The 26013-nt window shown below is 59.2% G+C and carries 24 protein-coding genes; 5 read left to right on the forward strand and 19 right to left on the reverse strand.

The window, feature by feature from the left end:
* Positions 1-26 precede the first annotated feature (26 nt).
* The 12 genes from AC1RPZ_RS18195 to AC1RPZ_RS18250 all read right to left on the reverse strand — a co-directional run bounded on the left by AC1RPZ_RS18195 (position 27) and on the right by AC1RPZ_RS18250 (position 13575).
* Positions 27-1364, reverse strand: coding sequence for a TldD/PmbA family protein (locus tag AC1RPZ_RS18195; RefSeq protein ID WP_493138349.1), 1338 nt, complete (start codon positions 1362-1364; stop codon positions 27-29).
* Positions 1364-2806 (reverse strand): TldD/PmbA family protein, encoded by a 1443-nt coding sequence (locus tag AC1RPZ_RS18200; RefSeq protein WP_493138350.1) that lies wholly within the window; start codon positions 2804-2806, stop codon positions 1364-1366. Before AC1RPZ_RS18200 ends, AC1RPZ_RS18195 begins: the two co-directional genes overlap by 1 nt.
* A 146-nt stretch (positions 2807-2952) precedes the next feature.
* Positions 2953-3648 (reverse strand): RraA family protein, encoded by a 696-nt coding sequence (locus AC1RPZ_RS18205; RefSeq protein WP_493138351.1) that lies wholly within the window; start codon positions 3646-3648, stop codon positions 2953-2955.
* 221 nt (positions 3649-3869) lie between these two features.
* Positions 3870-4220, reverse strand: coding sequence for an AzlD domain-containing protein (locus tag AC1RPZ_RS18210; protein ID WP_493138352.1), 351 nt, complete (start codon positions 4218-4220; stop codon positions 3870-3872).
* A complete protein-coding gene (locus tag AC1RPZ_RS18215; protein ID WP_493138353.1) occupies positions 4217-4942 on the reverse strand; it encodes an AzlC family ABC transporter permease in 726 nt (241 codons plus the stop codon). The genes AC1RPZ_RS18210 and AC1RPZ_RS18215 overlap by 4 nt, the downstream gene beginning before the upstream one ends.
* The gene (locus AC1RPZ_RS18220) at positions 4939-5829 is read right to left on the reverse strand and encodes a hypothetical protein (RefSeq protein ID WP_493138354.1); all 891 of its coding nucleotides are present in this window, start codon (positions 5827-5829) and stop codon (positions 4939-4941) included. Before AC1RPZ_RS18220 ends, AC1RPZ_RS18215 begins: the two co-directional genes overlap by 4 nt.
* A gap of 373 nt (positions 5830-6202) precedes the next feature.
* Complete coding sequence (gene betA / locus AC1RPZ_RS18225) at positions 6203-7906, reverse strand: choline dehydrogenase (protein ID WP_493138355.1); 1704 nt, start codon at positions 7904-7906, stop codon at positions 6203-6205.
* Between the two features lie 151 nt (positions 7907-8057).
* Positions 8058-9530, reverse strand: a complete 1473-nt coding sequence (betB, locus tag AC1RPZ_RS18230) for a betaine-aldehyde dehydrogenase (protein ID WP_493138356.1) — start codon at positions 9528-9530, stop codon at positions 8058-8060.
* A 96-nt stretch (positions 9531-9626) separates the two neighbouring features.
* The gene (gene betI / locus AC1RPZ_RS18235) at positions 9627-10232 is read right to left on the reverse strand and encodes a transcriptional regulator BetI (RefSeq protein ID WP_493138357.1); all 606 of its coding nucleotides are present in this window, start codon (positions 10230-10232) and stop codon (positions 9627-9629) included.
* Positions 10233-10537: 305 nt separating this feature from the next.
* Complete coding sequence (gene choV, locus AC1RPZ_RS18240) at positions 10538-11716, reverse strand: choline ABC transporter ATP-binding protein (RefSeq protein ID WP_123426493.1); 1179 nt, start codon at positions 11714-11716, stop codon at positions 10538-10540.
* On the reverse strand, positions 11713-12558 hold the full coding sequence (choW, locus tag AC1RPZ_RS18245) for a choline ABC transporter permease subunit (protein WP_123426562.1): 846 nt from the start codon (positions 12556-12558) through the stop codon (positions 11713-11715). The genes choV and choW overlap by 4 nt, the downstream gene beginning before the upstream one ends.
* Before the next feature lie 66 nt (positions 12559-12624).
* The gene (locus tag AC1RPZ_RS18250) at positions 12625-13575 is read right to left on the reverse strand and encodes a choline ABC transporter substrate-binding protein (protein WP_493138358.1); all 951 of its coding nucleotides are present in this window, start codon (positions 13573-13575) and stop codon (positions 12625-12627) included.
* 430 nt (positions 13576-14005) lie between these two features.
* On the opposite strand from AC1RPZ_RS18250, the gene AC1RPZ_RS18255 reads away from it, so the two are divergent.
* Together AC1RPZ_RS18255 and gbdR are read left to right on the forward strand one after the other, a co-directional pair.
* Positions 14006-15382: an L-serine ammonia-lyase gene (locus tag AC1RPZ_RS18255; protein WP_493138359.1), complete on the forward strand. Its 1377-nt coding sequence runs from the start codon at positions 14006-14008 to the stop codon at positions 15380-15382.
* Positions 15383-15907: 525 nt separating this feature from the next.
* Positions 15908-17011: a choline metabolism transcriptional regulator GbdR gene (gene gbdR, locus AC1RPZ_RS18260; RefSeq protein ID WP_071553003.1), complete on the forward strand. Its 1104-nt coding sequence runs from the start codon at positions 15908-15910 to the stop codon at positions 17009-17011.
* Between the two features lie 87 nt (positions 17012-17098).
* Here gbdR and AC1RPZ_RS18265 read toward each other — a convergent pair whose 3' ends face one another.
* The 6 genes from AC1RPZ_RS18265 to choX all read right to left on the reverse strand — a co-directional run bounded on the left by AC1RPZ_RS18265 (position 17099) and on the right by choX (position 22490).
* Positions 17099-17362, reverse strand: coding sequence for a hypothetical protein (locus tag AC1RPZ_RS18265; protein WP_493138360.1), 264 nt, complete (start codon positions 17360-17362; stop codon positions 17099-17101).
* 280 nt (positions 17363-17642) lie between these two features.
* Positions 17643-18806: a gamma-butyrobetaine dioxygenase gene (locus AC1RPZ_RS18270; RefSeq protein ID WP_493138361.1), complete on the reverse strand. Its 1164-nt coding sequence runs from the start codon at positions 18804-18806 to the stop codon at positions 17643-17645.
* A gap of 21 nt (positions 18807-18827) precedes the next feature.
* Positions 18828-19304 carry a thioesterase family protein gene (locus AC1RPZ_RS18275; RefSeq protein ID WP_493138362.1) on the reverse strand — a complete coding sequence of 159 codons (477 nt, stop codon included), beginning with the start codon at positions 19302-19304 and terminating at the stop codon, positions 18828-18830.
* Between the two features lie 142 nt (positions 19305-19446).
* On the reverse strand, positions 19447-20412 hold the full coding sequence (locus AC1RPZ_RS18280; RefSeq protein WP_493138363.1) for an L-carnitine dehydrogenase: 966 nt from the start codon (positions 20410-20412) through the stop codon (positions 19447-19449).
* A 131-nt stretch (positions 20413-20543) separates the two neighbouring features.
* Positions 20544-21431: a 3-dehydrocarnitine:acetyl-CoA trimethylamine transferase CdhC gene (cdhC, locus tag AC1RPZ_RS18285; protein WP_019694008.1), complete on the reverse strand. Its 888-nt coding sequence runs from the start codon at positions 21429-21431 to the stop codon at positions 20544-20546.
* A 114-nt stretch (positions 21432-21545) separates the two neighbouring features.
* Positions 21546-22490: a choline ABC transporter substrate-binding protein gene (gene choX / locus AC1RPZ_RS18290; RefSeq protein ID WP_493138364.1), complete on the reverse strand. Its 945-nt coding sequence runs from the start codon at positions 22488-22490 to the stop codon at positions 21546-21548.
* Positions 22491-22684: 194 nt separating this feature from the next.
* Here choX and AC1RPZ_RS18295 point away from each other — a divergent pair, with 194 nt between their 5' ends.
* A complete protein-coding gene (locus tag AC1RPZ_RS18295; protein WP_493138365.1) occupies positions 22685-23644 on the forward strand; it encodes a GlxA family transcriptional regulator in 960 nt (319 codons plus the stop codon).
* Positions 23645-23792: 148 nt separating this feature from the next.
* On the opposite strand, the gene AC1RPZ_RS18300 is transcribed toward AC1RPZ_RS18295, so the two are convergent.
* Positions 23793-24209: a DUF3010 family protein gene (locus AC1RPZ_RS18300; RefSeq protein WP_493138366.1), complete on the reverse strand. Its 417-nt coding sequence runs from the start codon at positions 24207-24209 to the stop codon at positions 23793-23795.
* Positions 24210-24477: 268 nt separating this feature from the next.
* On the opposite strand from AC1RPZ_RS18300, the gene AC1RPZ_RS18305 reads away from it, so the two are divergent.
* Both AC1RPZ_RS18305 and AC1RPZ_RS18310 read left to right on the forward strand, forming a co-directional pair.
* A complete protein-coding gene (locus tag AC1RPZ_RS18305) occupies positions 24478-24774 on the forward strand; it encodes a helix-turn-helix domain-containing protein (RefSeq protein WP_071553013.1) in 297 nt (98 codons plus the stop codon).
* Positions 24771-26009, forward strand: coding sequence for a type II toxin-antitoxin system HipA family toxin (locus tag AC1RPZ_RS18310; protein ID WP_493138367.1), 1239 nt, complete (start codon positions 24771-24773; stop codon positions 26007-26009). Before AC1RPZ_RS18305 ends, AC1RPZ_RS18310 begins: the two co-directional genes overlap by 4 nt.
* Positions 26010-26013: the final 4 nt, after the last annotated feature.

Consider the following 26013-nt stretch of genomic DNA (forward strand, 5'->3'; position numbering starts at 1 on the left):
GCCGAAGGCTGCGATCTTTTGCGCTGTCACAAGGTCAAGGTCAACCGGCTGACCAACGCCCCCGGCAACAACGCCGAAGCCGTGGCCCGTTGGCTGTAAGTGCTGGCCGACAGAATCAGTTCGCGTTCACTCGTCAGTGCTTCCAGCTGCGAACCGAGCAGGCTGTAGGCGCTGTCATCAAAGCGCATGGTGCTGACCGGCGCCTGAATCTCGCCGTTCTCGACCCAGAAGGTCGCGAAACGGGTCATGCCGGTCAGGCGCGCGGCGGGTTGATCCGAGTAGTTCAGGTACCACAGGTTGCTGATGTACAAGCCGGTGCCGAGCTGCTTGAGGATTTCGGCTTCAGGCAATGCACCCGCTGCCATATTCAAGGCCGTTGGCGACTCACCGCCGCTGGCGCCGTTGGCGGTCAGGCCGTATTCGGCGGCGCTGCGCGAGCCCACCAACCGTTCGCCAGCCTTGCCCGCCACGATCAAGCCGAGATCGCTACGCGGGTAACCTTCGTTGGAAAATGCCGGGCTCAGGGAACCACTGACTTTTTCATCCAGCGCGAGCAGTGGGCTGAACGCACTATCGCCCGCGTAGAGCTTTTGCAACGGACTGCTTTTGCTGGCAATCGACTGCGCCGAGAAACCACCCCAGCAGAGCATGCCGACGATTTCTTCCAGCGCCGCCGGCGCCAGATACGCGCGGTACTGACCCGGCGCCAACGTGCGCAGTGGCCGCCCCAAAAACTCCAGTTGCTCGCGGGCCTGCTGGAAGCGTTTGGCGAAACCTTCGCTGTTCCAGTCGTGCCCGGCGTAGCTGGCTTTCACCGCTTGGCCGTTGGCATGGAACAGGCTGAAATCGAAGTTGAAGCTGTTGGCTTGATGCCAGCCGAAAGCACCGGACGAACTGGCGAAGCCCCGGCTGATGGGCCCGGCCGCGTAGAAACCGACCAGATCGAGCCCTTCGGCGGCGCGGGCGATTTCGGCGATCACCTGTTCGGTATCCGGCAGCGGATGGTCCTGCACGTTCTTGCTCTGCCAGCTCGTGTGGTTGAGCAGCAGATACGGATCCTGCGGCAACAACGGTAGGGTCTCGCGCAGCTGTTGCAGGCCTTCGGCCAAGCGCTGAAGGTCGACCTCGGGATCACCGGCCAAGGTGATGCTCAGGTCCGCGTGCCGACCGTCATTGATCAGTTTGAAACCGAGGCTGGCCTGCTGAACCTGGCCAGCCTGACGCACTTTGCCGTGGTTGAAGCGCACAAACGCCGACGATTCGGCGGCGTAGCTCAAGGTGAATTGTTCAGGCTCGCGCACCGCACCGCGCAACCATGCCACCAGTCCTTTGAATTGCTCGACCTGACTCAACGTCGTACTCATCAGGCGTCTCCTCCAAACACATCAATGTTGCTGAACACGCAGGCCGGCGAGGCGTGGCCGACGCGGATCACCTGATTCGGCTCGCCCTTGCCGCAGTTCGGCGTGCCGAGCACCTTGAAGGTGCTGACGTCGCCAACGGCACTGAGGTTGCGCCAGAATTGCGCGGAGATGCCCCGGTAGTTCGGATTCTTCACCACGCCTTTGAGTTCGCCGTTTTCAATCAACTGACCCCATTCGCAGCCGAACTGGAATTTATTCCGTGCGTCGTCAATTGACCATGAGCGGTTAGTCGACATCAGCACGCCGTGTTCAATGCCTCCGATCAACTGTTCCAGCGACTGGTCGCCAGGCTCGATATTGAGGTTGGCCATGCGGTCGATGGGTGGACGGTTCCAGCCGCAGGCGCGGCTGTTGGCGACGCCGTCGAGGCCTGCGCGGAACTGCGACAGCGCGCCGCCCAACGGACGGATCAGCAAGCCTTCGCGGATCAGAAATTGTTTGCTTGCAGCCGTGCCGTCGTCGTCATGGCCGTAGCTGGCGAGCTGCTCGGGAATGTCCGGGTCGAAGGTCACGTTGAGCAGTGTGGAGCCGTATTGCAGGCTGCCGAAGTCGCTGGTTTTGACAAAGCTGGTGCCGGCGTAGTTGCGCTCGTCGCCGAGAATGCGGTCCAGTTCCAGCGGGTGGCCGATGGATTCGTGGATCTGCAGCATCATCTGGTCCGGCATCAGCAGCAGGTCGCGTTTGCCTTGCGGGGTGTTCGGCGCCAGCAGTAATTGCAGCGCCTGATCGGCAACGGTCGGACCGGCGCCGATCAGTCCGCAGCGGCTGATCACGTCCGCGCCGCCTTGCTGACCGAAGTTCTCACGGCCCAGGCTACGGGTCTGGCTGTCGTTGCCGTCGTAGGCGGTGACATCCAGCCCTGGGTAAACGAAGCGTTGCGCCTGACGCAGTTCGGCGCCGGCGCTGTTGAGGTAGATCTGCTCGACGTGCGTGATGCCGATGCTGACCTGCCAGTTCACCAGCCGTTCGTCCTTGGGCACGGCGGCGGATTCGGCGCCGAGCAGTTGGTAGCAATCGCTGAGGGACGGGAACGGTTGTGCAAGATTCGGTGAAAGGTAATCGTCGCGCTCGCTGGAAACCGTTTGTTGGCGCAGGTCGAGCAGGGCGTGGGCAGCGATCGAGCGGGCCTGTTGTTCGGCGCGGTCGAGGGCGGCTTGCAGGCCTGATGGCGAAAGGTCGTTGGTCGCGGCGTAGGCTTCGACGCCATTGACCCGTGCGGTCAGCATCGCGCCTTCGTCACGGCTCAGGTGTGGCGGCTCGGCAACGTTCTTGCGTACCGACAGATACTGACCCGACTCGCGCACATAGCGCAGCGAAAAGAATTCAGCGCCCGTGCGCAGGGCAGCGAAACGCTGCTTGAGCCGGGGGTGGAAATCGAACATTGGAGAACCTCCTTGTGAGTGGCGGCGACCTTGAGGCTGCTTTCGCATTTGTAGGAGCTGCCGCAGGCTGCGATCTTTTGATCTTGATGTTCTGCGTGTTTGAAACCGTCAAGAGATCGCAGCCTTCGGCAGCTCCTACGGGCTGTTTAAACCGGGCAACCCTTGGCGCGCAGGATGGCGTCAAACCGATCCGGGTCCAGCGTTCCGGCTTCGATAGCCGCCAGCGTAGCCTTTTCCCGTGCCAGCAGGTCGTGGCATCGCACCAGCAGTTCCGGCAGTTCGCTGCGCGATGCAGCGACTACGCCGTCACCGTCGCCAATCATCAGGTCGCCGGGGGCAACCAGCATGCCGGCGCAGGAGATCGGTACGTTGATTTCGCCGCCACCGTCGGTGCTCGGACCACGGTGCACGCCGCCGATGGCGTAGGCCGGCAGCTCACCGGTTTGCCACTCGTCGAGGTCACGCAGGGCGCCGTTGATCACCACGCCGACGATCCCGGCCTTGAGGGCCATGGCGCGCATGATGCCGCCGAACACGGCGCGGGTCAGGTCGGCGCTACCGTCGATCACCAGCACGTCGCCCGGGCGGGCCATCTGCATGGCTTTGAGGATCATCAGGTTGTCGCCGGGACGCACACGAACCGTCAGCGCACTGCCCAGCATCGGCGCATTGCCGTGGAAGGCTTTCAAACCCAGACCACCGACGTTGCGACCCAGGCAGTCGCTGACGGCGGCGGCGGGGATCTTGCTGAATGCCTGAAGCCACTGTGGATCGAGGGGTTCTACGTTTGGGTTGATCAGGTAGCCGGTGGGCCATTTGCTCGAAGACACGACATCAAACATGAGTAAGCCTCGTGGCCAGCCAGGTGGCGGCTTGTCGATGGGGGCGGGGGGTGAAACGTTTGCGCGGTGACTAGATTAGGCCTGCGCGGGGGGTGGGATCAAGGGTGAAGCAATGTGAGGAAAGCAGAGGTTCTGATCTGTCGCGAGGCTCAAGCGGGCAAGCCTTGTCGTGGCTTGCCCGCAATAGGCCCGAATCAATAACCGAATGACCATCCAGGGTACTAGTTCCAACCCTGTAGATAGACAAGTGCCCCCAGATAAATCAATAAGCTTGCAAGAAAACTGGGCGCTATTCTCTTTGTTTTAGCGACGACAATAAATGTGCCCGCTAATAGGGCCAATTTCAGCGCATCCAGCAGTTTAAATTGTTGCAGTAAGCTCAGCGCATCCAGTTTGTTGAAGGCGGTGTCGTAAATAATGACACCCAGCATAGCTTGTGCGCTGTAGCTGATAAATCGATAAAATGAACCTTGGGTGTTGGTGAGTGCTGTGCTGTTTTTAAATACAAACGGCAGGGTGCGAAAAACAAATGCTGTCAGGGCGGCAAAGCCTATTAGAAACCATAGCGTCATGAGAGGGATTCTCTTGGTTGCGTGCGGTAGTTTTCAATCAGCACGACCAGTCCACCGATCGCAAAGGGGCTGAGTAGCAAGTTGTAATCCTTGAATACATAGACAAGCAGCGGTGCCCCGATAAAGCCCAACCAATAGCTGGATACATCGGCGTAATGAGGCCAATGCTTGCCGGCCAGTGCGGTAAATTGCAGAGGCAGCAAGATTGTCATCGTTGCATATACGACCGTTGAAGTAAGGTTTACTCCAGCGACGAAGCCGATGTAAGTGCAGATGGTCGATGCCAAGAGTATGGGTAGCCCAACACCGACCAAGTAGGCAAACGGATGGTCTGTGTGATATTTGAAACGCGTAATACAAGCCGTAAATATTGAGGGCGTAATTAGAATTGACGATGCCATTATTTTAACCATGGCGGTATTTTTTATATGCGGCGCCAATGTCGCTGAGAGCAATATAAAGCGGGCGTTGAGTGTCAGGATGATGGGAATCAATAACCATCCTTCGTTGTGATTTTGTAACAGCAAAAACTGCAACGGCGTGGAAAAAATCAACAACGTTGTCGCTAACGTCTGACCGAGCGACAGCGATTGTGTTGCCCCCAAAATACCAATCGACAAATAGAGAAAGATGAACGCGACTCCAAATGCAACGGCGTCGCGTGAACCTTCATTGAACACATTTGCCGCCGAGGAGTGAACGTTCGGTTTGCAGGTGATCATCTGTCGGCAGTCCTGGTGCATCCAGACTCATCCATCGAGTAGTACTGTCTTCTAGGCCCTTTGCTACGAAACAACAGGCGCGGAGTCGTGGCAAACGTCGAGGTGTTCGCTTTTTCCCTGACCTCGTCTGCGCTGATATTCAGCGTTGGACGCGCATGCAGTATTTTGTGGTTGGCCATTATCAGGAACGTTCCCGTCTCGGCCGTTGAGACGCTATGTTTCGCGCTCTGCAGACCCTCCCGTATTTTGTCCAGCACGGCTTGGCCACCCTTGAGTGCGCGCATTCGTTCTCCACTATTCACATCGATGCGAAAGTCCAGCGAGAACTGAAAGCCGTAGGTTTCTGAATAATTGACGACATGACGGATTCGCTCTTTGCGTCCGTTGACGTTTTTACCCGATATAAATACGGCTTTCATCCTGAGCAAGGTCTGTATGTCTTCATCCGACAGGTGGCTGAGCAAGTCGTTTGGATAATAATAAGCGGTGGGCGTTTTTGTCGTGTCGCGACACACCGTTAACGCCAGGTAGTCGACATTCAAATCTTCATACAGGTCGTCTGAGTGCGGGGTGATATCGCCATGTCCGTTACCCCACTCTCGGTGCTGTTCTGCAGAGGGCTTTAGATATAAGGCTTTGTGTTCTTCGTACTCATATTTGATGTCGGTCAGGTGAAACAAGTCAGCGAGCGCCTCGTGCACGGTTAACGCCAGCTTTGGGGAGTCAAGCGTAAATATATTTTTTACACAGGCGGCAGCGACATGTTCATTGATCAGGCCGATCTTGTCGAAGTGGAATATATCTTCGGCGTGTAGGTAAGTTTGGAATAGGCTGACTAATTGTGTTTTTAAAGTATGGATGTCTTGACTGTTGTTTTTTTCCACCATGATTCGATGGTGCCGGTTAAATAGCTGAGGTCTAGGTAAATGGTCTTTTCCTTGGCGATCTCTTGTCGGAAAAAGTCCACGGTGAGTGTTGTGTTTGTGTTTGTGTTTGTGTTTGTGTTTGTGTTTGTGTTGTGGATTTTGTGCTCTTTCATCTCGGTCCTTGAGTGGCTGTTGTTATGGGTTGAATGAACTCTAGTGGTTTTTTGGATGTTTGGGTTTATATAAGTGTTGCAAGTTTTGTTAGTTGTTTTATTGGGGGCAGGTATGTCGTGTGATATGGGAGTGTCCGTAATGAACTTGTTTGGAAGGAAATAAAAAACCCGCCAACCTTTTACAAGGCGGCGGGTTTTTTTGTACGGCTGCGGTTGGGCGATTACTGCGCGGCAGGGCTCACGTCACGCAACGGCTTGCCACGCACCGGGGCGTCGCCCGCCACGTAGTACTTGGCCTTGCTGCGAGGCAATGGCTGACGACCACGGATCTTGTCGGCGATTTTCTCGGCGATCATGATCGTTGGCGCGTTCAGGTTACCGGTGGTGATCAGCGGCATGATCGAGGCATCGACCACACGCAGGCCCTGCATCCCGTGGACGCGACCCTGGCCATCGACCACGGCCATTTCGTCGGTGCCCATTTTGCACGAGCAGGACGGGTGGAACGCGGTTTCGGCGTGTTCACGGATGAACTTGTCGAGTTGCTCGTCAGTTTGCACCTCGATGCCTGGGCTCAGCTCGCGACCACGGAACGCGTCGAGTGCCGGCTGTTGCATGATTTCACGGGTCAGGCGGATGCCGTCGCGGAATTCCTGCCAGTCTTGCTCGGTGGCCATGTAGTTGAACAGGATGCTCGGGTACTGGCGCGGATCCTTGGATTTAACCTGGATGCGGCCGCGGCTTGGCGAACGCATGGAACCCATGTGCGCCTGGAAGCCGTGCTCTTTCACGCCGTTGCTGCCGTTGTAGTTAATCGCCACCGGCAGGAAGTGATACTGAATGTTCGGCCATTCGAAGTCCGGACGCGTACGGATAAAACCGCCGGCTTCGAACTGGTTGCTGGCGCCGATACCGGTGCCGTTGAACAACCACTCGGCGCCAATGGCCGGCTGGTTGTACCAGAGCAGCGACGGGTACAGCGAAACCGGTTGGGTGCACGCGTATTGCAGGTACAGCTCCAGGTGGTCCTGCAGGTTCTCGCCGACGCCTGGCAGGTCGTGAACCACGGGGATGTCCAGGCTTTTGAGCAGCTTCGCCGAGCCGACGCCGGAGCGTTGCAGGATCTGCGGCGAAGCGATCGCGCCGCTGCACAGCAACACTTCTTTGCGTGCGCGGGCTTCAACGGGCTCTTCGGCGCTGCCCACCAGGTAACGGACGCCGACCGCACGCTTGCCTTCGAACAGAATCTTGTCGGTCAGGGCGTGGGTGACGATGTTCAGGGTCGAACGCTTTTTGGCGATGTCCAGGTAGCCGCGCGCGGTGCTTGAACGACGGCCTTTAGGCGTCACGGTACGGTCCATCGGACCGAAACCTTCCTGCTGGTAGCCGTTCAAGTCTTCGGTACGCGGGTAACCGGCCTGCACGCCTGCTTCAACCATCGCGTGGAACAGCGGGTTGTTGCCGGCTTTAGGCGTGGTCACGCTGACCGGGCCTTCGCCACCGTGATAGTCGTTCGGGCCGATGTCACGGGTTTCAGCTTTGCGGAAATACGGCAGGCAGTCCAGGTAGCTCCAGTCTTCCAGGCCAGGGTTTTTCGCCCAGCCGTCGTAGTCCATGGCGTTACCGCGGATGTAGCACATGCCGTTGATCAGCGAAGAACCGCCGAGGCCTTTGCCGCGACCGCATTCCATCCGGCGGCCGTCCATGTGTGGTTCTGGATCGGTCTCGTAGGCCCAGTTGTAGCGACGGCCTTGCAGTGGGAACGCCAGTGCTGCAGGCATTTGCGTGCGGAAGTCGAAACGGTAGTCCGGGCCGCCGGCTTCGAGCAGCAGGACGGTGACGCCTGCGTCTTCAGTCAGACGGGTCGCCAGGGTGTTACCGGCCGAGCCGGCCCCGATGATGATGTAGTCGTATTCCTGGGACATTGAATGCACCCTCGTTGAAGTTGGTCAGGTCAGGCCATGGCGAGTGCTGCGCACTCGATCGCGAGCAAGCTCGCTCCCACATTGGAATGAGGACTCCTGTGGGAGCGGGCTTGCTCGCGATGGCGGCCTCGCAGGCGAAGCAGATGCCGCCTTAGAAAACCGAGGCGTAATCGCCCAGCTCGACCTGTACCGATTTGATGCGGGTGAAGTTGTTCAGCGAGCTGATGCCGTTCTCGCGGCCAACACCCGACTGCTTGTAGCCGCCGACCGGCATCTTGGCGTCGGACTCGCCCCAGGCGTTGATCCAGCAGATACCGGCTTCCAGCTGATGAATCACGCGGTGAGCGCGGTTCAGATCCTTGGTGACGACGCCAGCGGCCAGACCGAACTCGGTGTCGTTGGCGCGGCGGATCACTTCTTCTTCGGTTTCATAGGTGAGGATGCTCATCACCGGGCCAAAGATTTCTTCGCGAACGATGGTCATCTCGTCGGTGCAGTCGGTGAACACGGTCGGCGCCACGAATGCACCTTTGGCGAATTCGCCTTCGGTCAGACGATCGCCGCCGCACAGCAGGCGAGCGCCTTCTTCCTTACCTTTGGCGATGTAGCCCAGCACGCTTTCCATGTGGGCGAAGCTGACCAGTGGGCCGAAGTTGGTGTTTTCGTCTTGCGGGTTACCGACGCGAATGCGCGCAACGCGTTCCACGATCTTGGCTTCGAAAGCCGCTTTCAGGTGGCTCGGTACGAACACGCGAGTGCCGTTGGTGCAGACCTGACCGGAGCTGTAGAAGTTGGCCATCATCGCAGTGTCGGCGGCGCGATCGAGGTCGGCGTCGTCGAAAATGATCAGCGGGGATTTGCCGCCCAGTTCCATGGTCACGTCTTTCAAGGACGAGCCGGAAGCGCTGGCCATGACCTTCTTGCCGGTGTCGGTGCCGCCGGTGAAGGAGACTTTTTCAATGCGTGGGTGCTCGGTCAGCCAGGTGCCGACTTCACGGCCGCTACCGGTCAGAACGTTGAACACGCCCGCTGGCAGACCCGCTTCGGTGTAGATCTCAGCCAGTTTCAGGGTGGTCAGGGAAGTGACTTCGCTGGGCTTGAAGATCATCGCGTTACCGGCCGCCAGGGCTGGAGCGGATTTCCACAGAGCGATCTGGATCGGGTAGTTCCACGCGCCGATACCGGCCACGATGCCCAGTGGCTCGCGACGGGTGTAAACGAACGACGTGGTGCGCAGCGGGATTTGCTCGCCTTCGATGGCTGGCACCAGGCCTGCGTAGTATTCCAGTACGTCAGCGCCGGTGACGATGTCGACGTAGCGGGTTTCGGAGTACGCCTTGCCGGTGTCCAGGGTTTCCAGTGCGGCCAGTTCATCGTTGCGCTCGCGCAGGATATCAACGGCACGGCGCAGGATGCGCGAACGCTCCATGGCGGTCATCGCGGCCCAGATTTTCTGACCCTTTTCGGCGCTGACGACAGCGCGTTCGACGTCGGCGAAGGTTGCACGTTGCACTGTGGCGAGAACTTCACCGTTAGCCGGGTTGATGGCTTCGAAGGTGGCGTCGCCGCTGGCGTCGGAGTAACCGCCGTCGATGTAAAGTTTTTGCAGTTCGAAACGGGCCATAGTGTCCTCGCAAGTGCATGAGTTGTTGGCGTTAACCACTGGACGTGCCGTAAAGCGTGGGCATCGCTGATCAGTAGCCGTTCAGGGGCCGAGCGGTTATGTGTGCTCCAGCAGCTCCTGCTTAGCCAGTTGGATATCCATATATTCGTAAGCGATCCATTGCGCCTGCTCGGTGTCGAAAGCGTCTCCCGACAGCGCGCCGCGCAACCACAAACCGTCAATCAGGGCTGCCAGCCCGCGTGCCGCACTGCGTGCTTGATCAAGCGGCAGCACTCGGCGGAACTCGCAGCACAGGTTGGAATACAGACGGTGGTCGTTGATCCGCTGCAACCTGTGTAACGACGGTTGGTGCATGCTGGTGGCCCAGAAGGCCAACCAGGTTTTCATTGCCGGGCCATTGACCTGGCTGGCGTCGAAGTTGCCTTCGATAATCACCTGAAGATGAGCCCGTGGGCTGTTATCTCCCAGCGCCTGGCGGCGCGCGGTGATGTTCTCGTTGAGGACGCTCATCAGATACCCCATCGTGGCGGCGATCAGGCCATTCTTGTCCTGAAAATAGTGACTGATGATGCCATTCGAGACACCGGCCAAACGGGCGATCAGCGCAATGCTGGCGTCCCCCATTCCAACCTGATCGACGGCCTGCAATGTGGCTTTGATCAACTGCTGACGGCGGATGGGTTGCATACCGACCTTGGGCATCTTGCACTTCTCCTTGGGCCTTCCGGTGGACGAAAAAGGGTTACCGGATTGAGGATCAGTCTATTTTGTTTTTATTGAACGTTCAATCAACAAAAAATAAAGTCTGCGACAAGTCGTCGTTACGTACGCGCGTGAGATCTTCGAGGTCGGTTTTCAACGCTGTGCGAGCCTGCTCGCGATAGCAGTGGGTCAGTCAACATTGATGTTGAATGTAAGGCCCTCATCGCGAGCAGGCTCGCTCCCACAGGTTCTGTGTACTCACAAAAACGCCGCGATCCTCTCGCGGCGTTTTTGTGTCTGCTGTCTTACCCCAGGTTCTTGCCGAGCAGCGCGTGGTACAGCTCGCTGTCGCCGAGAATCCCCACCACATGGTTGTTGTCGTGCAGCACCAGCTTGTTGCCGGTCTGATAACGAATCTGCAACGCGTCGCGCATGCCGATGTTCGAGTCCACCAGCGTTGGTCGACGGCCCAGACCTTCAACCGCCTGCCCCGGTACCCAGTTCTGCAGGTCCAGGCTCGCGCCGTTCTGGCGTGCGCCCTTGATGGTGTTGCCTTCTGCCAGGTCCAGCCAGGAGTCGCCGCCCGGATCCAGGCATACAGAACCGTTGATGCGTTTGCAGTTGTCCAGCGTGCGCATCAGGCTGCGACCGCACAGTACGTTCAGCGGGTTGGTGTGCGCCACGAAGGTCCGCACATAGTCATCGGCCGGGTTGAGGACGATTTCTTCCGGCTTGCTGTACTGGATGATCCGGCCGTCTTTCATGATCGCGATACGGCTGCCAAGCTTCAGCGCTTCATCGAGGTCGTGGCTCACGAACACGATGGTCTTGTGCAGCTTGCGTTGCAGTTCCAACAGTTCGTCTTGCAGGCCCTGGCGAATCAGCGGGTCGAGGGCCGAGAAGGGTTCGTCCATCAGCAGAATGTCGGCGTCCATTGCCAGCGCGCGGGCCAGACCCACACGTTGCTGCATGCCGCCAGAGAGTTCGTCGGGTTTCTTGTTACGCCATTGGGACAGGCCGACCAGTTCGAGCTTCTCGTCGACCAGTTTGTGGCGTTCCTTCTCGGGACGACCCTGCATTTCGAGGCCGAAGCTGATGTTCTCGCGCACCGTCAGCCAAGGCATCAGGGCGAACTTCTGGAACACCATGGCGATGCGCTTGGTACGCATCATTTTCAGTTCTGCCGGGGTGCAAGAGGCGATGTCGATCTGCCGGCCTTCATGCTCGACGAACAGCTTGCCACGGCTGACCGTGTTCAAGCCGTTGATGCAGCGCAGCAGGCTGGATTTGCCGGAGCCGGAAAGGCCCATCAGTACACAGATTTCGCCTTTCTCGATGTCCAGGCTGGCTTTTTCAACACCAACGATTTGCCCGGTTTTTTTCAGGATCTGGTCACGGGTCATGCCCTGGTCGAGCAGTTTCAGGGCTTCACGCGGGTCCTTGGAGAAGACCACGTCGACCTGATCGAAGCGGATTATGCTCATGCGTCACCCCCTACTTTGGCGTCGGGTTGTTTGCAGATACGGTCGAGCATGATCGCCAGCAGTACGATCGCCAACCCGGCTTCGAAGCCCAGGGCGATATCAGCAGTGTTCAGTGCGTTGACCACGGGTTTGCCCAGGCCATCGGCGCCCACCAGTGCCGCGATCACCACCATCGACAACGACAGCATGATGCACTGGGTGATACCGGCTGCGATGCTCGGCATCGCGTGGGGCAGTTCAATACGGGAGAGCAGCTGGCGGCGCGAGCAGCCAAAGGCCTTGCCGGCGTCCATCAGTTCTTGCGGCACATCGCGGATGCCCAGGTAGGTCAGACGGATAGGCGCGGCAATCGCAAACACTACCGTTGAAATCAGACCCGGGACCACACCCAGACCGAACAGGGTCAGGGTAGGAATGAGGTACACGAACGTCGGTACGGTCTGCATCAGATCGAGCACCGGACGCATCAGCGTGTAGAACATTGGTTTGTGCGCGGCGACGATGCCCAACGGCACGCCTATTATCACGCAGACGAAGGTGGCGAATAGCACCTGGGCGAGGGTTTCCATGGTTTCCTGCCAGTAACCCAGGTTGAGGATCAGCAGGAAGGAGGCGATGACAAAAGCGGTCAGGCCCCATTTGCGTTGAATGAAGTGGGCCAGCAATGCGATCAATCCGATCAGTGCCAGCGGGTTGAACCAGGTCAGCGCAAACGTCACGCCGTGGATCATCGTTTCCAGTGTCGTGGCGATCGCATCGAATGTGCTGGCGCCGTGTTTCGTCAGCCATTCTACGAAGGCAGCGATGTACTGGCCTAAAGGGATTTTCTGATCAATCAGCATGGTAGTGAACGTCCGCATGCAAGGAAAAAAACAGCCCGGGCGAGCGAACTCGCCCGGCGTCAACGATTACTGTGCAAGCTTGGCTTTCACGGCTTCCAGGCCTGGTTTACCGTCAATGGTGGTCACGCCAGCGAGCCAGGTATCGAGTACCTTTGGATTCTTTTTCAGCCAGGCCTTGGCGGCCGCTTCAGGCTTCATCTTGTCGTCCAGGATGTTGCCCATCAGCGAGCTTTCCATGTCGACGGTGAACTCCAGATTTTTCAGCAACTGGCCAACGTTGCTGCATTCCTGGGTGTAGCCCTTGCGGGTGTTGGTCAGGACGGTCGCCGCACCGAAATCCGGGCCGAAATAATCGTCGCCACCGGTGAGGTACTGGATCTTGAAGCGCTTGTTCATCGGGTGCGGTGCCCAGCCCAGGAACACCACAGCAGTATCGCGCTTCTGAGCGCGGTCGACTTGCGAGAGCATGCCGGCTTCGCTGGACTCGACCACTTTGAAGCCAGCGTCTTTGAGGCCGAAGGCGTTCTTGTCGATCATACTCTGGATCAGGCGGTTACCGTCGTTACCCGGCTCGATGCCGTAGATCTTGCCGTCGAGTTCTTTCTTGAACTTGGCAATGTCGTTGAAGTCATGCAGCCCTTTGTCGTAAAGCGCTTGTGGCACCGCCAGGGTGTACTTGGCGCCTTTGAGGTTGGTCCGCACGGTTTCCACGGTGCCGGCATCGCGGTAGGCCTTGATATCGTTTTCCATGGTCGGCATCCAGTTGCCGAGGAACACATCCATGTTCTTGCCGTCGGCCAGGGACTTGTAGGTCACCGGTACGGAAATCATGGTGGTCTTGGTCTTGTAGCCCAACGCGTCGAGCACGACGCTGGTGGTCGCCGTTGTAGCGGTGATGTCGGTCCAGCCGACATCGGAGAAGTTTACGGTGCTGCACTGTGCCGGTTCTGTGGCGTGAGCCAGAAGCGGCAGACTCAGCATGGCGGCCAACAACAACGACGGGGAACCTATTTTCATGGGTGGACTCCTGAGTGTTTTTTTTGGCGGTGTTCTGACCGCACTTATGGGTGTTGCGGTTGGTGGGCGTGTGAAGACTGCTCTACCACGGCGCCGTGCAATCGAGTCGAGACTGATCATGGACCAGTGAAATTCTGACGCCTACAGGGTGCGTCGTATCCAGTACAGGGATGGTCGCATCCAGTGTCGGTGAGGTCGTTTACAGCTTTATTCAGCGCTTTTTAGTCCTCTGAACCGCAAAAAAACGGCCAAAACGTAGCGTCTGCGGCCGGCGGCGTTGGTGGGCATGGGTACGTCGGTGTGAGACGTCGAGCGACATCGCAAAAGCCCGATGATGCGCTCATCTCGGCGGATTGCAGCTTGAGCGTAGCAGCTCCGCCACCGGGCGTTTTGGCGTCTGGAATATGCTCACCGAGGAGTCTCGCACGTCATGGCTATCAGTGTTTTCGACCTGTTCAAAATCGGCATTGGCCCCTCTAGTTCGCACACTGTGGGGCCTATGCGCGCTGCGGCGTTGTTCGTCGAGTCGTTGCGCGAGAAGGTGCTGCTGGAGCAGGTGCAGCGGATCGAGGTCCAGCTGTTCGGTTCGTTGTCGGCCACCGGTATCGGTCACGGCAGCGACAACGCGGTGATCATGGGCCTGATGGGCGAATGGCCGGACGCGATCGACCCGTCGCAAATCGGCGTGCGCATCGACACCTTGCGTGAAACCCACACACTGTTGCTCGACGGTCGCTTGCCGGTGCCCTTCATTTGGGCGCGGGACATGCGTCTGATCGATGAGAACCTGCCGTTCCATCCCAATGCGATGACCCTGGTGGCTGAAGGTGAGCACGGTGAGTTGCATCGTGACACTTACTATTCAGTCGGCGGCGGTTTTGTCGTTGATGAAGCACAGGCCTCAAGCGGCGTGGTCGATCTGGATCGCACCGTGTTGCCTTACGATTTTTCCAGTGCAGAGGAGCTGCTTGCCCTGTGCCAGAAGCACAACCTGCGTGTCGCCGAGCTGATGCTGGCGAACGAGAAGGTCTGGCGTTCGGAAGAGGAAATCCGCAGCGGCCTGATGAAACTCTGGTGCGCCATGCAGGACTGCGTCGAACAGGGCCTCAAGCACGAAGGCATCCTGCCTGGCGGGCTGAACGTGCGCCGCCGCGCCGCCAGGTTGCATCGCAGCCTGCAAGAGCTGAACAAGCCTAACGTGATCGGTTCGACCTTGAGCGCCATGGAGTGGGTCAACCTGTTCGCCCTCGCGGTCAACGAAGAAAACGCGGCGGGCGGGCGGATGGTCACGGCACCGACCAATGGCGCGGCAGGGATCATCCCGGCAGTGTTGCACTACTTCATGAAATTCAGCGAAGTGGTGACGGACGCCAACGTCGTCGACTATTTCCTCGGTGCGGCGGCGGTCGGGATTCTGTGTAAAAAGAACGCCTCGATTTCCGGCGCCGAAGTCGGCTGCCAGGGCGAAGTCGGTTCGGCCTGCGCGATGGCGGCGGCCGGGCTGGCGGAGATTCTTGGCGCGACGCCGGAGCAACTGTGCAACGCGGCGGAAATCGGCCTGGAGCACAACCTTGGCCTGACGTGCGACCCGGTCGGCGGGCTGGTGCAGGTGCCGTGCATCGAGCGCAACGCGATTGCCGCGGTGAAGGCTATCAATGCTGCGCAAATGGCCTTGCGCGGCGACGGCCAGCACTTCATTTCGCTGGACCGGGTAATCCGCACCATGCGCGATACCGGCGCCGACATGCACGACAAATATAAAGAGACCTCGCGCGGCGGGTTGGCGGTCAGCGCGGTTGAGTGCTGAGACCGCGTAGACCTCATCGCGAGCAGGCTCGCTCCCACATTGGATTTGTGAACGACGCAGAACCAGTGTGGGAGCGAGCTTGCTCGCGATGAGGACGGACCAGTCAAAACTGCGCGCTAAGTGAACACTGATCCAAATGAACGCCACCTTTTAGCGCGTCGCAATCAGGCAACAAATACCCCCGACGGTCGGACGTCATTCTGGGCTCTGACCGCTCGTCACCTGTGCCTGGGGTGACACTCTTTCCCGGCACTTTTGATGCGCTTCCCAAAAGTGCTACCGATTTGCTCACACCCCGCGGGGCAGGGCGCCTGCCGGCCAGATAACCCTGACTCGTCGACTGAGCTCTATAGACACATATAGACACATCGCGACGTCGTTTTCAGGAGTTATTGAATGTGCATTCAACTTTAGGCATGGCAATTGCTCTGTCATAACAAAGCCCCGTCTCACGCAAGAGAACGATGGCCATAACAAGAGCCTCCGCCTGAGGCCATCACCCGCTTTGTGTGAGGAGATACCGCGATGACGTCGTTCAACTCCGGGGCTCAACCCCAGAACCGTGCGCCTCAATCCATCGGCTTTTTGCTGCTGGACAATTTCACGCTGATTTCTCTGGCCTCCGCAGTAGAACCCCTGCGCATGGCCAACCAATTGTCCGGTCGCGAACTGTATCGCTGGAGCACCCTCACCGTCGATGGCGGTCAGGTCTGGGCCAGTGACGGTCTGCAAATCACCCCCGACGCCTCCATGCACAAAGCCCCCGCCCTGGACACCGTGATTGTCTGCGGCGGCATCGGCATTCAACGCACGGTGACCCGTGAACACGTGTCGTGGCTGCAAAGCCAGGCCCGTCAGTCGCGCCGTCTCGGCGCTGTCTGCACTGGCAGTTGGGCTTTGGCTTGTGCCGGTTTGCTGGACGGTTTCGATTGCAGCGTGCACTGGGAATGTCTGGCGTCGATGCAGGAAGCCTTCCCGCGTGTGGCCATGAGCACTCGCCTGTTCACCCTCGATCGCAACCGTTTCACCAGCTCCGGCGGCACCGCACCACTGGACATGATGCTGCACCTGATCAGCCGTGATCACGGCCGTGAACTGTCGGCGGCGATTTCGGAAATGTTTGTCTACGAGCGCATTCGTAACGAACAGGATCACCAGCGCGTGCCGCTCAAACACATGCTGGGCACCAATCAGCCGAAGTTGCAGGAAATTGTCGCGCTGATGGAAGCCAACCTTGAAGAGCCGATCGACCTCGATGAACTGGCGGTATACGTCGCCGTGTCACGTCGCCAGCTGGAGCGGTTGTTCCAGAAGTATCTGCACTGCTCGCCGTCGCGTTACTACCTCAAGCTGCGCCTGATCCGCGCGCGGCAATTGCTCAAGCAAACGCCGATGTCGATCATCGAAGTGGCCTCGGTGTGCGGCTTCGTGTCGACCCCGCACTTCTCCAAGTGCTACCGCGAATACTTCGGCATTCCACCGCGTGACGAGCGCGTCGGTTCCAACACCACTCAACAGGTGGCGATGATGCCGATCCCGCAAGCGCTGGTGTTGGCACCGTTGTCCGGGCCGATGTCGGCGTTGAGTCAGGCGCGTAATGAGTCGACGTTTGCCAGCGTAAGGCTGTAAACCGCAGCGCCTTCATCGCGAGCAGGCTCGCTCCCACAAGGACAGCGTAAATCCTGTGGGAGCGAGCCTGCTCGTGATGGCGTTTTATCAGGCGCGGCGGCTTTGCTGGTAGTCCGCCAATGCTGGCAACAGCTGTTTGTCTATCGCCTGGCGCACGGCGGGTAGAATCGTCGCGCTGCTGGTGTACATCTGCTTGACCATGGTCCTCAGGGTCGAGGCCCGCACATCGTTCAAACCGCGTACTGCGCATTCACAGGCCTGCTCGGCAGTGGCACCACTCGGGACTTCAAACCCCAGAGCTTTGAGCTGGCCCAACAGGTCTTCCTGGTCAATCAAATCGGCGTACATCATGACGCAATCCTTCTTCAGGGAACGGTGTCGTGGTTCGATTCTGGTAGGGGTGATGGGGTGGGGCAAGGACGATTTGTCGCAATGGCCGCTATACCTATGAACAGGTCGTTTTCGGCTAACTTGCGGGAGAGAGGAGTGGGCACACTGGATTCAGCTGGCTTCGCGAAGGTTTGGTCACCCTCGGGCAACAGCTCCTCAACAGTAAATTCTGCCCCGATCCTGTCACGGCTTGATCGGGGCTTTTTTTTGCTTGTGAATCAGGTCGTTATGGGTGTCTGGTCTACCGCTGCAACACCAAAATGCGCGACAACAACTCATCGCGATCGATGTAGCAGCCCTGGAAATGCCGGGCGCCGCTGGCGGGGTCGAAAGCGTTACGGGCGTGCAGGGTTCGGCGGTTATCGAAGCACCACATTTCACCCGGATTGAGCCGGGTGATGAGCCTGAAACGCGCTTCGCGGGTCATGGCGATAAACCGTCGATAGGCCCGGTACAACTTGGGCATCTGCTCGACCGATGCATCGAACGGCCCCCGCAGGAAGTTCGCCATGCGGATTTCCGACACTTGCCCCAGCGGATCGAGGGCGATGATTGGTGCCAGGCAGCGATAGTCGCTGTGGCGGTCCTTGTTGCGAAACTCCACGGGGATTTCGCACAGCGCACGGAAGGCTTCGGGGTCTTCCTGGCGCAAGGCGTCGGCAATGGCAAAACCGTCGACAAAAATGCTCTCGCCTCCGTCCGCGTCATTGACCAGGCAATGCAGGAATTGCAGCCCCGGTTGCAACTCGCGGGTCGGCAGATCGCTGTGCAGCGGCAGGTTGAATGCGGTGTAAGCATTGCTGTCGGCATCGGCTTTGGACTGCACGTTGAACAGCACGCCAAAATTGCTTTCACGGATGAATGAAATCCGTTTGGCGATGTGCGTCAGCGAGCCGGGTTCGGTGGGGATGCCACGCACTTGGGTCAGGCCGATATCGCGCAGTGCCAAAAGCCATTGCAGCAGGGCTTTTTGATCGTCCATCAGCGCTGGATACTCGAACACCGGCAGCTTCAGTTGGCTGTTCCACAACTGGCTTTTCGGTTTGCCGACGCTGCGCTCGGCACGGGATTCATCGTCATAGGCGTGAGCGCGCAACCAGCCGGGATCGAAGCGGCTGGTATGGCCGTCCAGCCAGTCGATAGACAGACAGCCTTCGGTATCAATCCGCGTCACGGAGGGGGACAGGTCTTCAGCGACATCGACGATTTCCAGCACCTGCTCGCGGGTCACGCTATACACGCAAACCGGGCACGGACAGTTGTCGCGCAACCATTGGTGATGAAAGGGGCTGACCCGGCCATCGGCCCACCTCACCTGCACGTGATCCGCCAGGGTTTGCACGGCGGTCAATGCGCTGATCAAGGGGTAACTGCGGAAGTCGGCAACAGCGGCGGCGGTGTTCATGCGAGCTCCTTGTCTTGATTGTTATTTTTCCGGCGGTAGTGCGATCACTCGGCCGATGTAGGCCGGTGTGGGCAAGTCCGCTTGCAGTGCGGTCATGGCCAGCAGTTTGTTCAGTACCGGTTCGCTGAACGGTGCCGAACGTGGTCCTGCGAGGTCGACGTGCAGCAGCATTTGCTCGTTGCCCGCCAACTCTTTTTCACCGCCCACCAGGTGCAGGCTGTGGTAGAGGTGCAGGCGTTTACGGTCGTGACCGATGATCTGGGTGTGCACCTCGACCTCGGCGCCGAGCTTCACTTCGTGCAGATAGTTGAGGTGCAGTTCGAGGGTGAACAGCGAGTTGCCGCTGGCTTCGCGGTTGTTGCTGTCCATGCCCAGTTGATCCATCAGCGCATCGGTGGCGTAGCTGAAAATCAGCAGGTAGAACGCATCGCGCAGATGGCCGTTGTAGTCGACCCAGTCGGGGGCGATGGTGGTGGTGTAAGTGGTGAGGGCGGGCATGATGTGTGTTCCGACATTGATGGTGACTGGACTGACGCTATCGCGAGCAAGCTCGCTCCCACATTTAACCGCATGCCTCTGATAGAACTCGGTTACCTGTGGGAGCGAGCTTGCTCGCGATGGGGGCGGACCTGTTGGCGAGTTATTCGCTGAAGGTCATGCCGTGTTTGGCCTTGGTGGTCTTCACCGCCTCCAGCACGGCCAGCAGGCAGTCATCACGATAGCGTTCCAGCGCCGAAATGCTGTGTTTGCCCAGTTGATCGCTGGTGCCGTCGACCACATCGTCGATCAGCTTGTCCGTCAGTTCCGGCGCCGGCAGGTAAGTCCATGGCAATTGCAGTGCCGGACCGAATTGCGCCATGAAGTGCCGCATACCCGCATCGCCGCCGGCCAGGGTGTAAGTCAGGAAAGTACCCATGAACGACCAGCGCAGCCCTGCGCCAAACCGGATCGCATCGTCGATTTCGCCGGTGGTCGCCACGCCGTCGTTCACCAGGTGCAGCGCCTCGCGCCACAGCGCTTCGAGCAGACGGTCAGCGATAAAGCCCGGCACTTCCTTGCGGACATGCAGCGGGCGCATGCCCAGCGATTCGTAGACCTTCATCGCTGCCTGTACGGCTTCTGGTGCGGTGTTCTTGCCGCCGACCACTTCCACCAAGGGCAGCAGGTACACCGGGTTGAACGGATGCCCGACCACGCAACGTTCCGGGTGGGTCGAGCCCTCGTAGAACTCGCTCGGCAACAGCCCCGAGGTGCTGGAGCCGATCAGTGCGTCGGGCTTGGCCGCCGCGCTGATTTTGCTGTGCAGTTCGAGCTTCAGTTCAAGGCGTTCCGGGGCGCTTTCCTGGATGAAATCGGCATCCCGCACGCATTCTTCGATGGTCGCGACAAAGCGCAGACGATCCTGTGACGCGCCGGGTGCCAGGCCCTGTTTTTCCAGCGCGCCCCAGGCATTGGCGACGCGTTTGCGCAGAGCGGCTTCGGCACCAGGCGCCGGGTCCCAGGCCACCACATCCAGGCCATGGGCGAGGGCGCGGGATACCCAACCGCTGCCGATGACACCACTGCCCAGCGCGGCGAATGTTTTGATTTCGGTGATAAAGGTCATGACAACTTCCTGAAAGATTCGGTTATCCCCGTAGGAGCTGCCGCAGGCTGCGATCTTTTGATCTTGTTTTTTAAGAGCAACATCAAAAGATCGCAGCCTGCGGCAGCTCCTACAGGTTTTTGTGTGTGGGGTCAGCCGCGCTTGGTCAGGCCCATCTTCGCCCGGCCTTCGGCTGGGGTCAGAACGCGGGCGCCGAGGCGGCTGAGGATTTCGCTGGCGCGTTCGACCAGTTGGCCGTTGGTCGCCAGGACTCCACGATCCAGCCAGATGTTGTCTTCCAGCCCGACCCGCACGTTGCCGCCCAGCAGCACCGCTTGGGCCGCCATCGGCATTTGCATGCGACCGATGCCGAAGCCGGCCCAGACCGCATTGGCCGGCAGGTTGTCGACCATGGCTTTCATGGTGGTGGTGTCGGCGGGTGCGCCCCATGGAATGCCCAGGCACAGCTGGAACAGCGGATCGTCGAGCAGGCCTTCCTTGATCAGCTGTTTGGCGAACCACAGGTGACCGGTGTCGAAGATTTCCAGCTCGGCTTTCACGCCCAGCTCTTGAATGCGTTTGGCGCCAGCCCGCAGTTGCGCCGGGGTGGAAACGTAAATGGTGTCGCCGTCGCCGAAGTTCAGGGTGCCGCAATCGAGGGTGCAGATTTCCGGCAGCAGTTCTTCGACGTGGGCCAGACGGGTCAGCGGGCCGACCAGATCAGTGTTCGGGCCGAACTCCATCGGGTTCTCGCCGGCGCCGATTTCCAGGTCGCCGCCCATGCCGGCGGTCAGGTTGACGATGATGTCGACGTCCGCTTCGCGAATGCGCTCCATCACTTCGCGATACAGCGCCACGTCGCGGCTGAACTTGCCGGTTTCAGGGTTGCGCACATGGCAGTGGACCACGGTGGCCCCGGCTTTGGCGGCTTCTACCGCGGCGGCGGCGATCTGTTTTGGGGTGACCGGCACGTGTGGGCTCTTGGCGGTCGTGTCGCCAGCACCGGTGAGTGCGCAGGTGATGATGACGTCGTGGTTCATGGTGGGGTTTTCCTTCAGGCCTGATTTTCTGGGCGTGGTTTTGGGGCGTAGTTTTGGGCGTAGCGATCCCGCTCGCAGCCGAAACCGGCTGCGAAGAGGGGGGGCATTTCGGTGTTATTGACTGGTCAGTTGCAGGTTCTCGGCGGCCGGTTTGCCGTCGAAGGTGGTCACGCCTTCAAGCCAGCGCTGCTTGTCTTGCGGGTGATCCTTGAGCCACTGCTTGGCCGACTCGAAGGCGTCCTTGTGATCGAGCAGCGGTTGCATCATCCGGCTCTCGTCTTCGGCGGTGAAGGTCAGGTTGCTGAGCAAGCGGCTGACGTTCGGGCACTGGCTGGCGTAGTTCGGGGCGGTCACGGTCCAGACGGTGGCCGAACCTTCGTTCGGGCCCAGGGCGTCCTGGCTGCCGGTGAGGTAAGTCATTTTCACGTTGACGTTCATCGGGTGCGGCGCCCAGCCGAAGAACACCACGGCTTCGTTGCGTCGTACGGCGCGATCCACCGCCGCGAGCATGCCGGCTTCACTGGATTCGACCAGCTGGAATTTGCCCAGGCCGAACTGGTTCTTGGCGATCATTTCCTTGATCTGGGTGTTGGCGCCCGAACCTGGTTCGATGCCGTAGATCTTGCCGCCCAGTTCTTTTTCGAACCTGGCGATGTCAGCGAACGTTTTCAGGCCCTTGTCGGCCAGGTAAGTCGGCACGGCCAGGGTGGCGCGGGCGTCTTTGAGGCTCGGCTCACCGAGGACGGTGACTTGTTTGCCGGCGACGAACGGGGTGATGGTCTGGGTCATCAACGGGTTCCAGTAGCCGAGGAACATGTCCAGGCGCTGGTCGCGGATGCCGGCGAAGATGATTTGCTGGGAAGCACTGGTTTGTTTGGTCTTGTAGCCGAGGCCATCGAGCAGAACCTGGGTCATGGTGCTGGTGGCGATCACGTCGGTCCAGTTCACCACACCCATGCGCACGTTCTGGCACGCGGCGGGGTCGGCAGCCATCGCGCCGGAACTCAAGAAAGCGGTACCACTGAGTGCGAGAACGCAGCTGCTGATCAGTCGTTTCATGGTGGGATCCTCGGCAGGTCATTATTGTGGGGTCCGGCGTCTCTGTGCGCCGGTGATGTCACGTTACGCAGCTGAACAGGGCAGAAAACGCACAGCGGCGACCAGCTCTTGCACTGCAGCGACCTGTGCTCTTGTCTGTCGCTTGCAAGTGGCGTATCAACGTCCACACGCTGCCCGCCATCCGAGTGCGTTCCATGTCCCAGGATTTCTACTTTTTGTTGATGCCGGGTTTCTCGGCCATCGGTTTCATCTCGGCGATCGAACCGCTGCGGGTGGCCAACCGCTTTCGCGGCGAGCTGTACCGCTGGCATGTGTTGAGCGCCGACGGCGGCCCGGTATTGGCGAGCAACGGCATGTCGCTCAACGCTGATGCAGCGCTGGAACCGCTGAAAAAGGGTGCGACCTTGCTGGTGGTCGCCGGTTTCGAACCGCTGAAGTTCGTCAATCCGACACTGGAGCACTGGCTGCGCCGACTCGATCACGACGGCGTGACCCTCGGCGGCATCGACACCGGCAGTTTCGTACTCGCCGAAGCGGGCCTGCTCGACGGCCACCGCGTGACGCTGCACTGGGAAGCCATCGACGCCTTCAAGGAGTCTTATCCACAGCTCAGCGTCACCCAGGAACTGTTCGAAATCGACCGCCGCCGCATCACCTCGGCGGGGGGTACCGCCTCCATCGACTTGATGCTCGATCTGATTGCTCAGGCCCACGGCCCGGAACTGGCGATCCAGGTCAGCGAGCAGTTTGTGCTCGGGCGCATTCGCCCGCGCAAAGACCACCAACGCATGCAGATCGCCACGCGCTACGGCATCAGCAACAAGAAACTGGTGCAGGTGATTGGTGAAATGGAACAGCACAGCGAACCACCGCTCAGCACCCTGGAACTGGCGGAATCGATCAAGGTGACGCGACGTCAGCTGGAGCGCCTGTTCCGCTTGCACCTCAACGACACGCCGAGCAATTTCTACCTGGGGCTGAGGTTGGAGAAGGCCCGGCAACTGCTGCGCCAGACCGACATGAGCGTGCTGGAAGTGAGCATTGCCTGCGGGTTTGAGTCGCCGTCGTATTTCACCCGCAGTTATCGGACGCGGTTTGCGCAGTGTCCGCGGGAGGATCGACGGCGGTTGGGGGATGGGCGGGAGGTGGTTTGAACGCAGGAGCCGACAGCACCGCAGAGCCCCTGTGGGAGCGAGCTTGCTCGCGATGGGGCCGGCGCATTCGACATTGATGTTGACTGACACGCCGCCATCGCGAGCAAGCTCGCTCCCACATTGGATTCTCTTTGTCTGGATGACTGGGTTACTTCTTCATCAGCCCCGAACACGCCGTCTTGTACGCCTCATGCTGATACTTGTTCAGCGTGGTCGGCAGGGCGAAATCGTGTTTTTTGTTCTGCGCATTAATGGTCTGCGGTGAGAGCAGGGTGACGTCGCAGTTGTCCAGCAACTGGAAAACCCCTTCGATCTTGAACGTGGTCGGGCCGCCGGCGAACTCGCCTTTTTTGCTGCGCTTCTTGATTGCGATGCGCTCGATGCCGTTATCGCGAACAAACGCGCTGACCTGCGCAGCGAAGGCTTTGACGTTGGCGGCTTCGTCATCGTCGTCGAGGGCGATTTTCCTGGTGTTCAGGGCGATGTGGTTCAGCGCCTGATTGTCGAGGGAAGCGACGGCGATGATCGCTTCGCTGCCTTTGATTTCGATGCCGCAGATTTTCATGGACTCGCCTTGGAGGGATGCATTGAGTGGCGGGTGATGGTCGCGCACCTGGCGCAAGCGGTCAAAGCTGATGGGCTGACGATTGTTGGATGCGTTCGGTTCGGCTGGGTATCCAATGACGTGATGGGAATAAAATTATTGATATATAAAAGACAATATATTGTCCGTTAAGCGGAAAATAAGTCGTTTTTTGGCCATATATTGCCCGTTATTTCTTGTGGCGTTGTCTCGCTGCTACACTTGCCAGCATTCACCCTGAGGTCGAATCATGGCGCTTACTCATGTCCTTTACTCGCCCGGCGAGATCGCACTGCAGATCGCCGAAAACGCCAAGAGGCTGAGGCTGAGCAAGAATTTCTCACGTCGAGCGCTCGCCCTGAAGTCAGGCGTGCCTGAGTCAAATATCAAACGCTTTGAAACCACCGGGAAGATTTCCCTCGACGGCTTGTTGTTGATCGCTATTTGCCTTGGGGTGGAAGAACCCCTGACCGGATTGTTCATGTCGCCGCCGTCGCTGAGTCTTCAGGAGCTTAAAAACTACGGCAGATCTCGAGGTCGTCCATGAAGTCTGTCACCGCACTCAGCGTCAGGCTTCAGGGGGCAAGAGTCGGCGAGCTGGTCGCGATTCCTCGCCAGGGCCTGTTTTTCTCCTATGACCCGGGCTGGTTGGCGAGTGGGTTCAACCTTGCGCCGTTTCACATGGACTTCTCGGTGAATCCCCAGAGGGCCGCCGACCCGCAGCTGTTCAGCGGCTTGCATGGCGCCTTTAGCGACTCGTTGCCGGATGGCTGGGGATTGCTGCTCATGGATCGCTTCTTTCGAAGCGAGTTGAGCACTGAGCGCCACGCTATCGGACCGCTGGATCGCCTGGCCTACATGGGTGACCGGAGTATGGGCGCGTTGGAATACGTGCCGATGTTCGAAACGATAGAGACTTCGGAAGACCTCGACCTGGCGGCCCTCTATGAAGCATCGCAGACGATACTGTCCGGCAGCACCGACGAGGTCATCACGTCCTTGCGTCTGGCCGGCGGTTCCCCCGGCGGGGCACGGCCCAAAGCGGTGATCGGGTTGTCCCCGGACAAGCGTCGTGCGGTGTCGTCATTCGGTGACATGCCTGAGGGATACGAGCACTGGCTGATCAAGTTCCGCAACGAAGACGAGCACCGGGACAGCGGTGCCATCGAGCAGGTGTATGCGCTGATGGCGCGCAAAGCAGGTGTCGAGATTTCCGAATCGGAGCTGTTCCAGGTCGAAACCGCCAAGGGTGTCGAACGGTTTTTCGCGACGAAACGTTTTGATCGTGAATCAAATGCCAAGCGCCACATGCTGAGCGCTTCGGCCATTCTGTATGCGGACTTTCGCGTGCCTAGCCTTGATTACGCAGACTTGCTGCGGGCGACCTGGGCGATGACCAAAGATGCGGTCGAAGTCGAGAAAATGGCCCGATTGATGGTCTTCAATGCCCTGGCTCACAATCGTGACGACCACGCCAAAAACTTCTCGTTCTTTGGTGGACTGGCCGGGTGGAAAATGGCACCGGCCTACGACCTGACGTTTTCCAGCACGGGCGGGCGAGGCAATGAGCACACCACGGCATTCGCAGGTAGAGGCAATCCCTCGCGCAAGGCAATCGTTGAGGTCTGCAAGGCCTTCAGTTTCCTCAAACCAGAGCGGTACATCGAGCAGACGCTGGATGCCTTCGCCGGCTGGACTGCCCGTTGCGCTGAGCTGGACGTCGACAAGGCGCAAAGCCAGAAGCTGCTGATGGCGCTCGAGTCGATATGGAAAACGTTCTAGCGCC

It is taken from the genome of Pseudomonas sp. GW822-FHT02D10, assembly GCF_058802345.1.

What these genes read in the sequence shown, in the direction of transcription:
- AC1RPZ_RS18195 (WP_493138349.1), bottom strand. Translation starts at nt 1,364, where the DNA reads ATGAGTACGACGTTGAGTCAGGTCGAGCAATTCAAAGGACTGGTGGCA.
- AC1RPZ_RS18200 (WP_493138350.1), bottom strand. Translation starts at nt 2,806, where the DNA reads ATGTTCGATTTCCACCCCCGGCTCAAGCAGCGTTTCGCTGCCCTGCGC.
- AC1RPZ_RS18205 (WP_493138351.1), bottom strand. Translation starts at nt 3,648, where the DNA reads ATGTTTGATGTCGTGTCTTCGAGCAAATGGCCCACCGGCTACCTGATC.
- AC1RPZ_RS18210 (WP_493138352.1), bottom strand. Translation starts at nt 4,220, where the DNA reads ATGACGCTATGGTTTCTAATAGGCTTTGCCGCCCTGACAGCATTTGTT.
- AC1RPZ_RS18215 (WP_493138353.1), bottom strand. Translation starts at nt 4,942, where the DNA reads ATGATCACCTGCAAACCGAACGTTCACTCCTCGGCGGCAAATGTGTTC.
- AC1RPZ_RS18220 (WP_493138354.1), bottom strand. Translation starts at nt 5,829, where the DNA reads ATGGTGGAAAAAAACAACAGTCAAGACATCCATACTTTAAAAACACAA.
- betA (WP_493138355.1), bottom strand. Translation starts at nt 7,906, where the DNA reads ATGTCCCAGGAATACGACTACATCATCATCGGGGCCGGCTCGGCCGGT.
- betB (WP_493138356.1), bottom strand. Translation starts at nt 9,530, where the DNA reads ATGGCCCGTTTCGAACTGCAAAAACTTTACATCGACGGCGGTTACTCC.
- betI (WP_493138357.1), bottom strand. Translation starts at nt 10,232, where the DNA reads ATGCCCAAGGTCGGTATGCAACCCATCCGCCGTCAGCAGTTGATCAAA.
- choV (WP_123426493.1), bottom strand. Translation starts at nt 11,716, where the DNA reads ATGAGCATAATCCGCTTCGATCAGGTCGACGTGGTCTTCTCCAAGGAC.
- choW (WP_123426562.1), bottom strand. Translation starts at nt 12,558, where the DNA reads ATGCTGATTGATCAGAAAATCCCTTTAGGCCAGTACATCGCTGCCTTC.
- AC1RPZ_RS18250 (WP_493138358.1), bottom strand. Translation starts at nt 13,575, where the DNA reads ATGAAAATAGGTTCCCCGTCGTTGTTGTTGGCCGCCATGCTGAGTCTG.
- AC1RPZ_RS18255 (WP_493138359.1), top strand. Translation starts at nt 14,006, where the DNA reads ATGGCTATCAGTGTTTTCGACCTGTTCAAAATCGGCATTGGCCCCTCT.
- gbdR (WP_071553003.1), top strand. Translation starts at nt 15,908, where the DNA reads ATGACGTCGTTCAACTCCGGGGCTCAACCCCAGAACCGTGCGCCTCAA.
- AC1RPZ_RS18265 (WP_493138360.1), bottom strand. Translation starts at nt 17,362, where the DNA reads ATGATGTACGCCGATTTGATTGACCAGGAAGACCTGTTGGGCCAGCTC.
- AC1RPZ_RS18270 (WP_493138361.1), bottom strand. Translation starts at nt 18,806, where the DNA reads ATGAACACCGCCGCCGCTGTTGCCGACTTCCGCAGTTACCCCTTGATC.
- AC1RPZ_RS18275 (WP_493138362.1), bottom strand. Translation starts at nt 19,304, where the DNA reads ATGCCCGCCCTCACCACTTACACCACCACCATCGCCCCCGACTGGGTC.
- AC1RPZ_RS18280 (WP_493138363.1), bottom strand. Translation starts at nt 20,412, where the DNA reads ATGACCTTTATCACCGAAATCAAAACATTCGCCGCGCTGGGCAGTGGT.
- cdhC (WP_019694008.1), bottom strand. Translation starts at nt 21,431, where the DNA reads ATGAACCACGACGTCATCATCACCTGCGCACTCACCGGTGCTGGCGAC.
- choX (WP_493138364.1), bottom strand. Translation starts at nt 22,490, where the DNA reads ATGAAACGACTGATCAGCAGCTGCGTTCTCGCACTCAGTGGTACCGCT.
- AC1RPZ_RS18295 (WP_493138365.1), top strand. Translation starts at nt 22,685, where the DNA reads ATGTCCCAGGATTTCTACTTTTTGTTGATGCCGGGTTTCTCGGCCATC.
- AC1RPZ_RS18300 (WP_493138366.1), bottom strand. Translation starts at nt 24,209, where the DNA reads ATGAAAATCTGCGGCATCGAAATCAAAGGCAGCGAAGCGATCATCGCC.
- AC1RPZ_RS18305 (WP_071553013.1), top strand. Translation starts at nt 24,478, where the DNA reads ATGGCGCTTACTCATGTCCTTTACTCGCCCGGCGAGATCGCACTGCAG.
- AC1RPZ_RS18310 (WP_493138367.1), top strand. Translation starts at nt 24,771, where the DNA reads ATGAAGTCTGTCACCGCACTCAGCGTCAGGCTTCAGGGGGCAAGAGTC.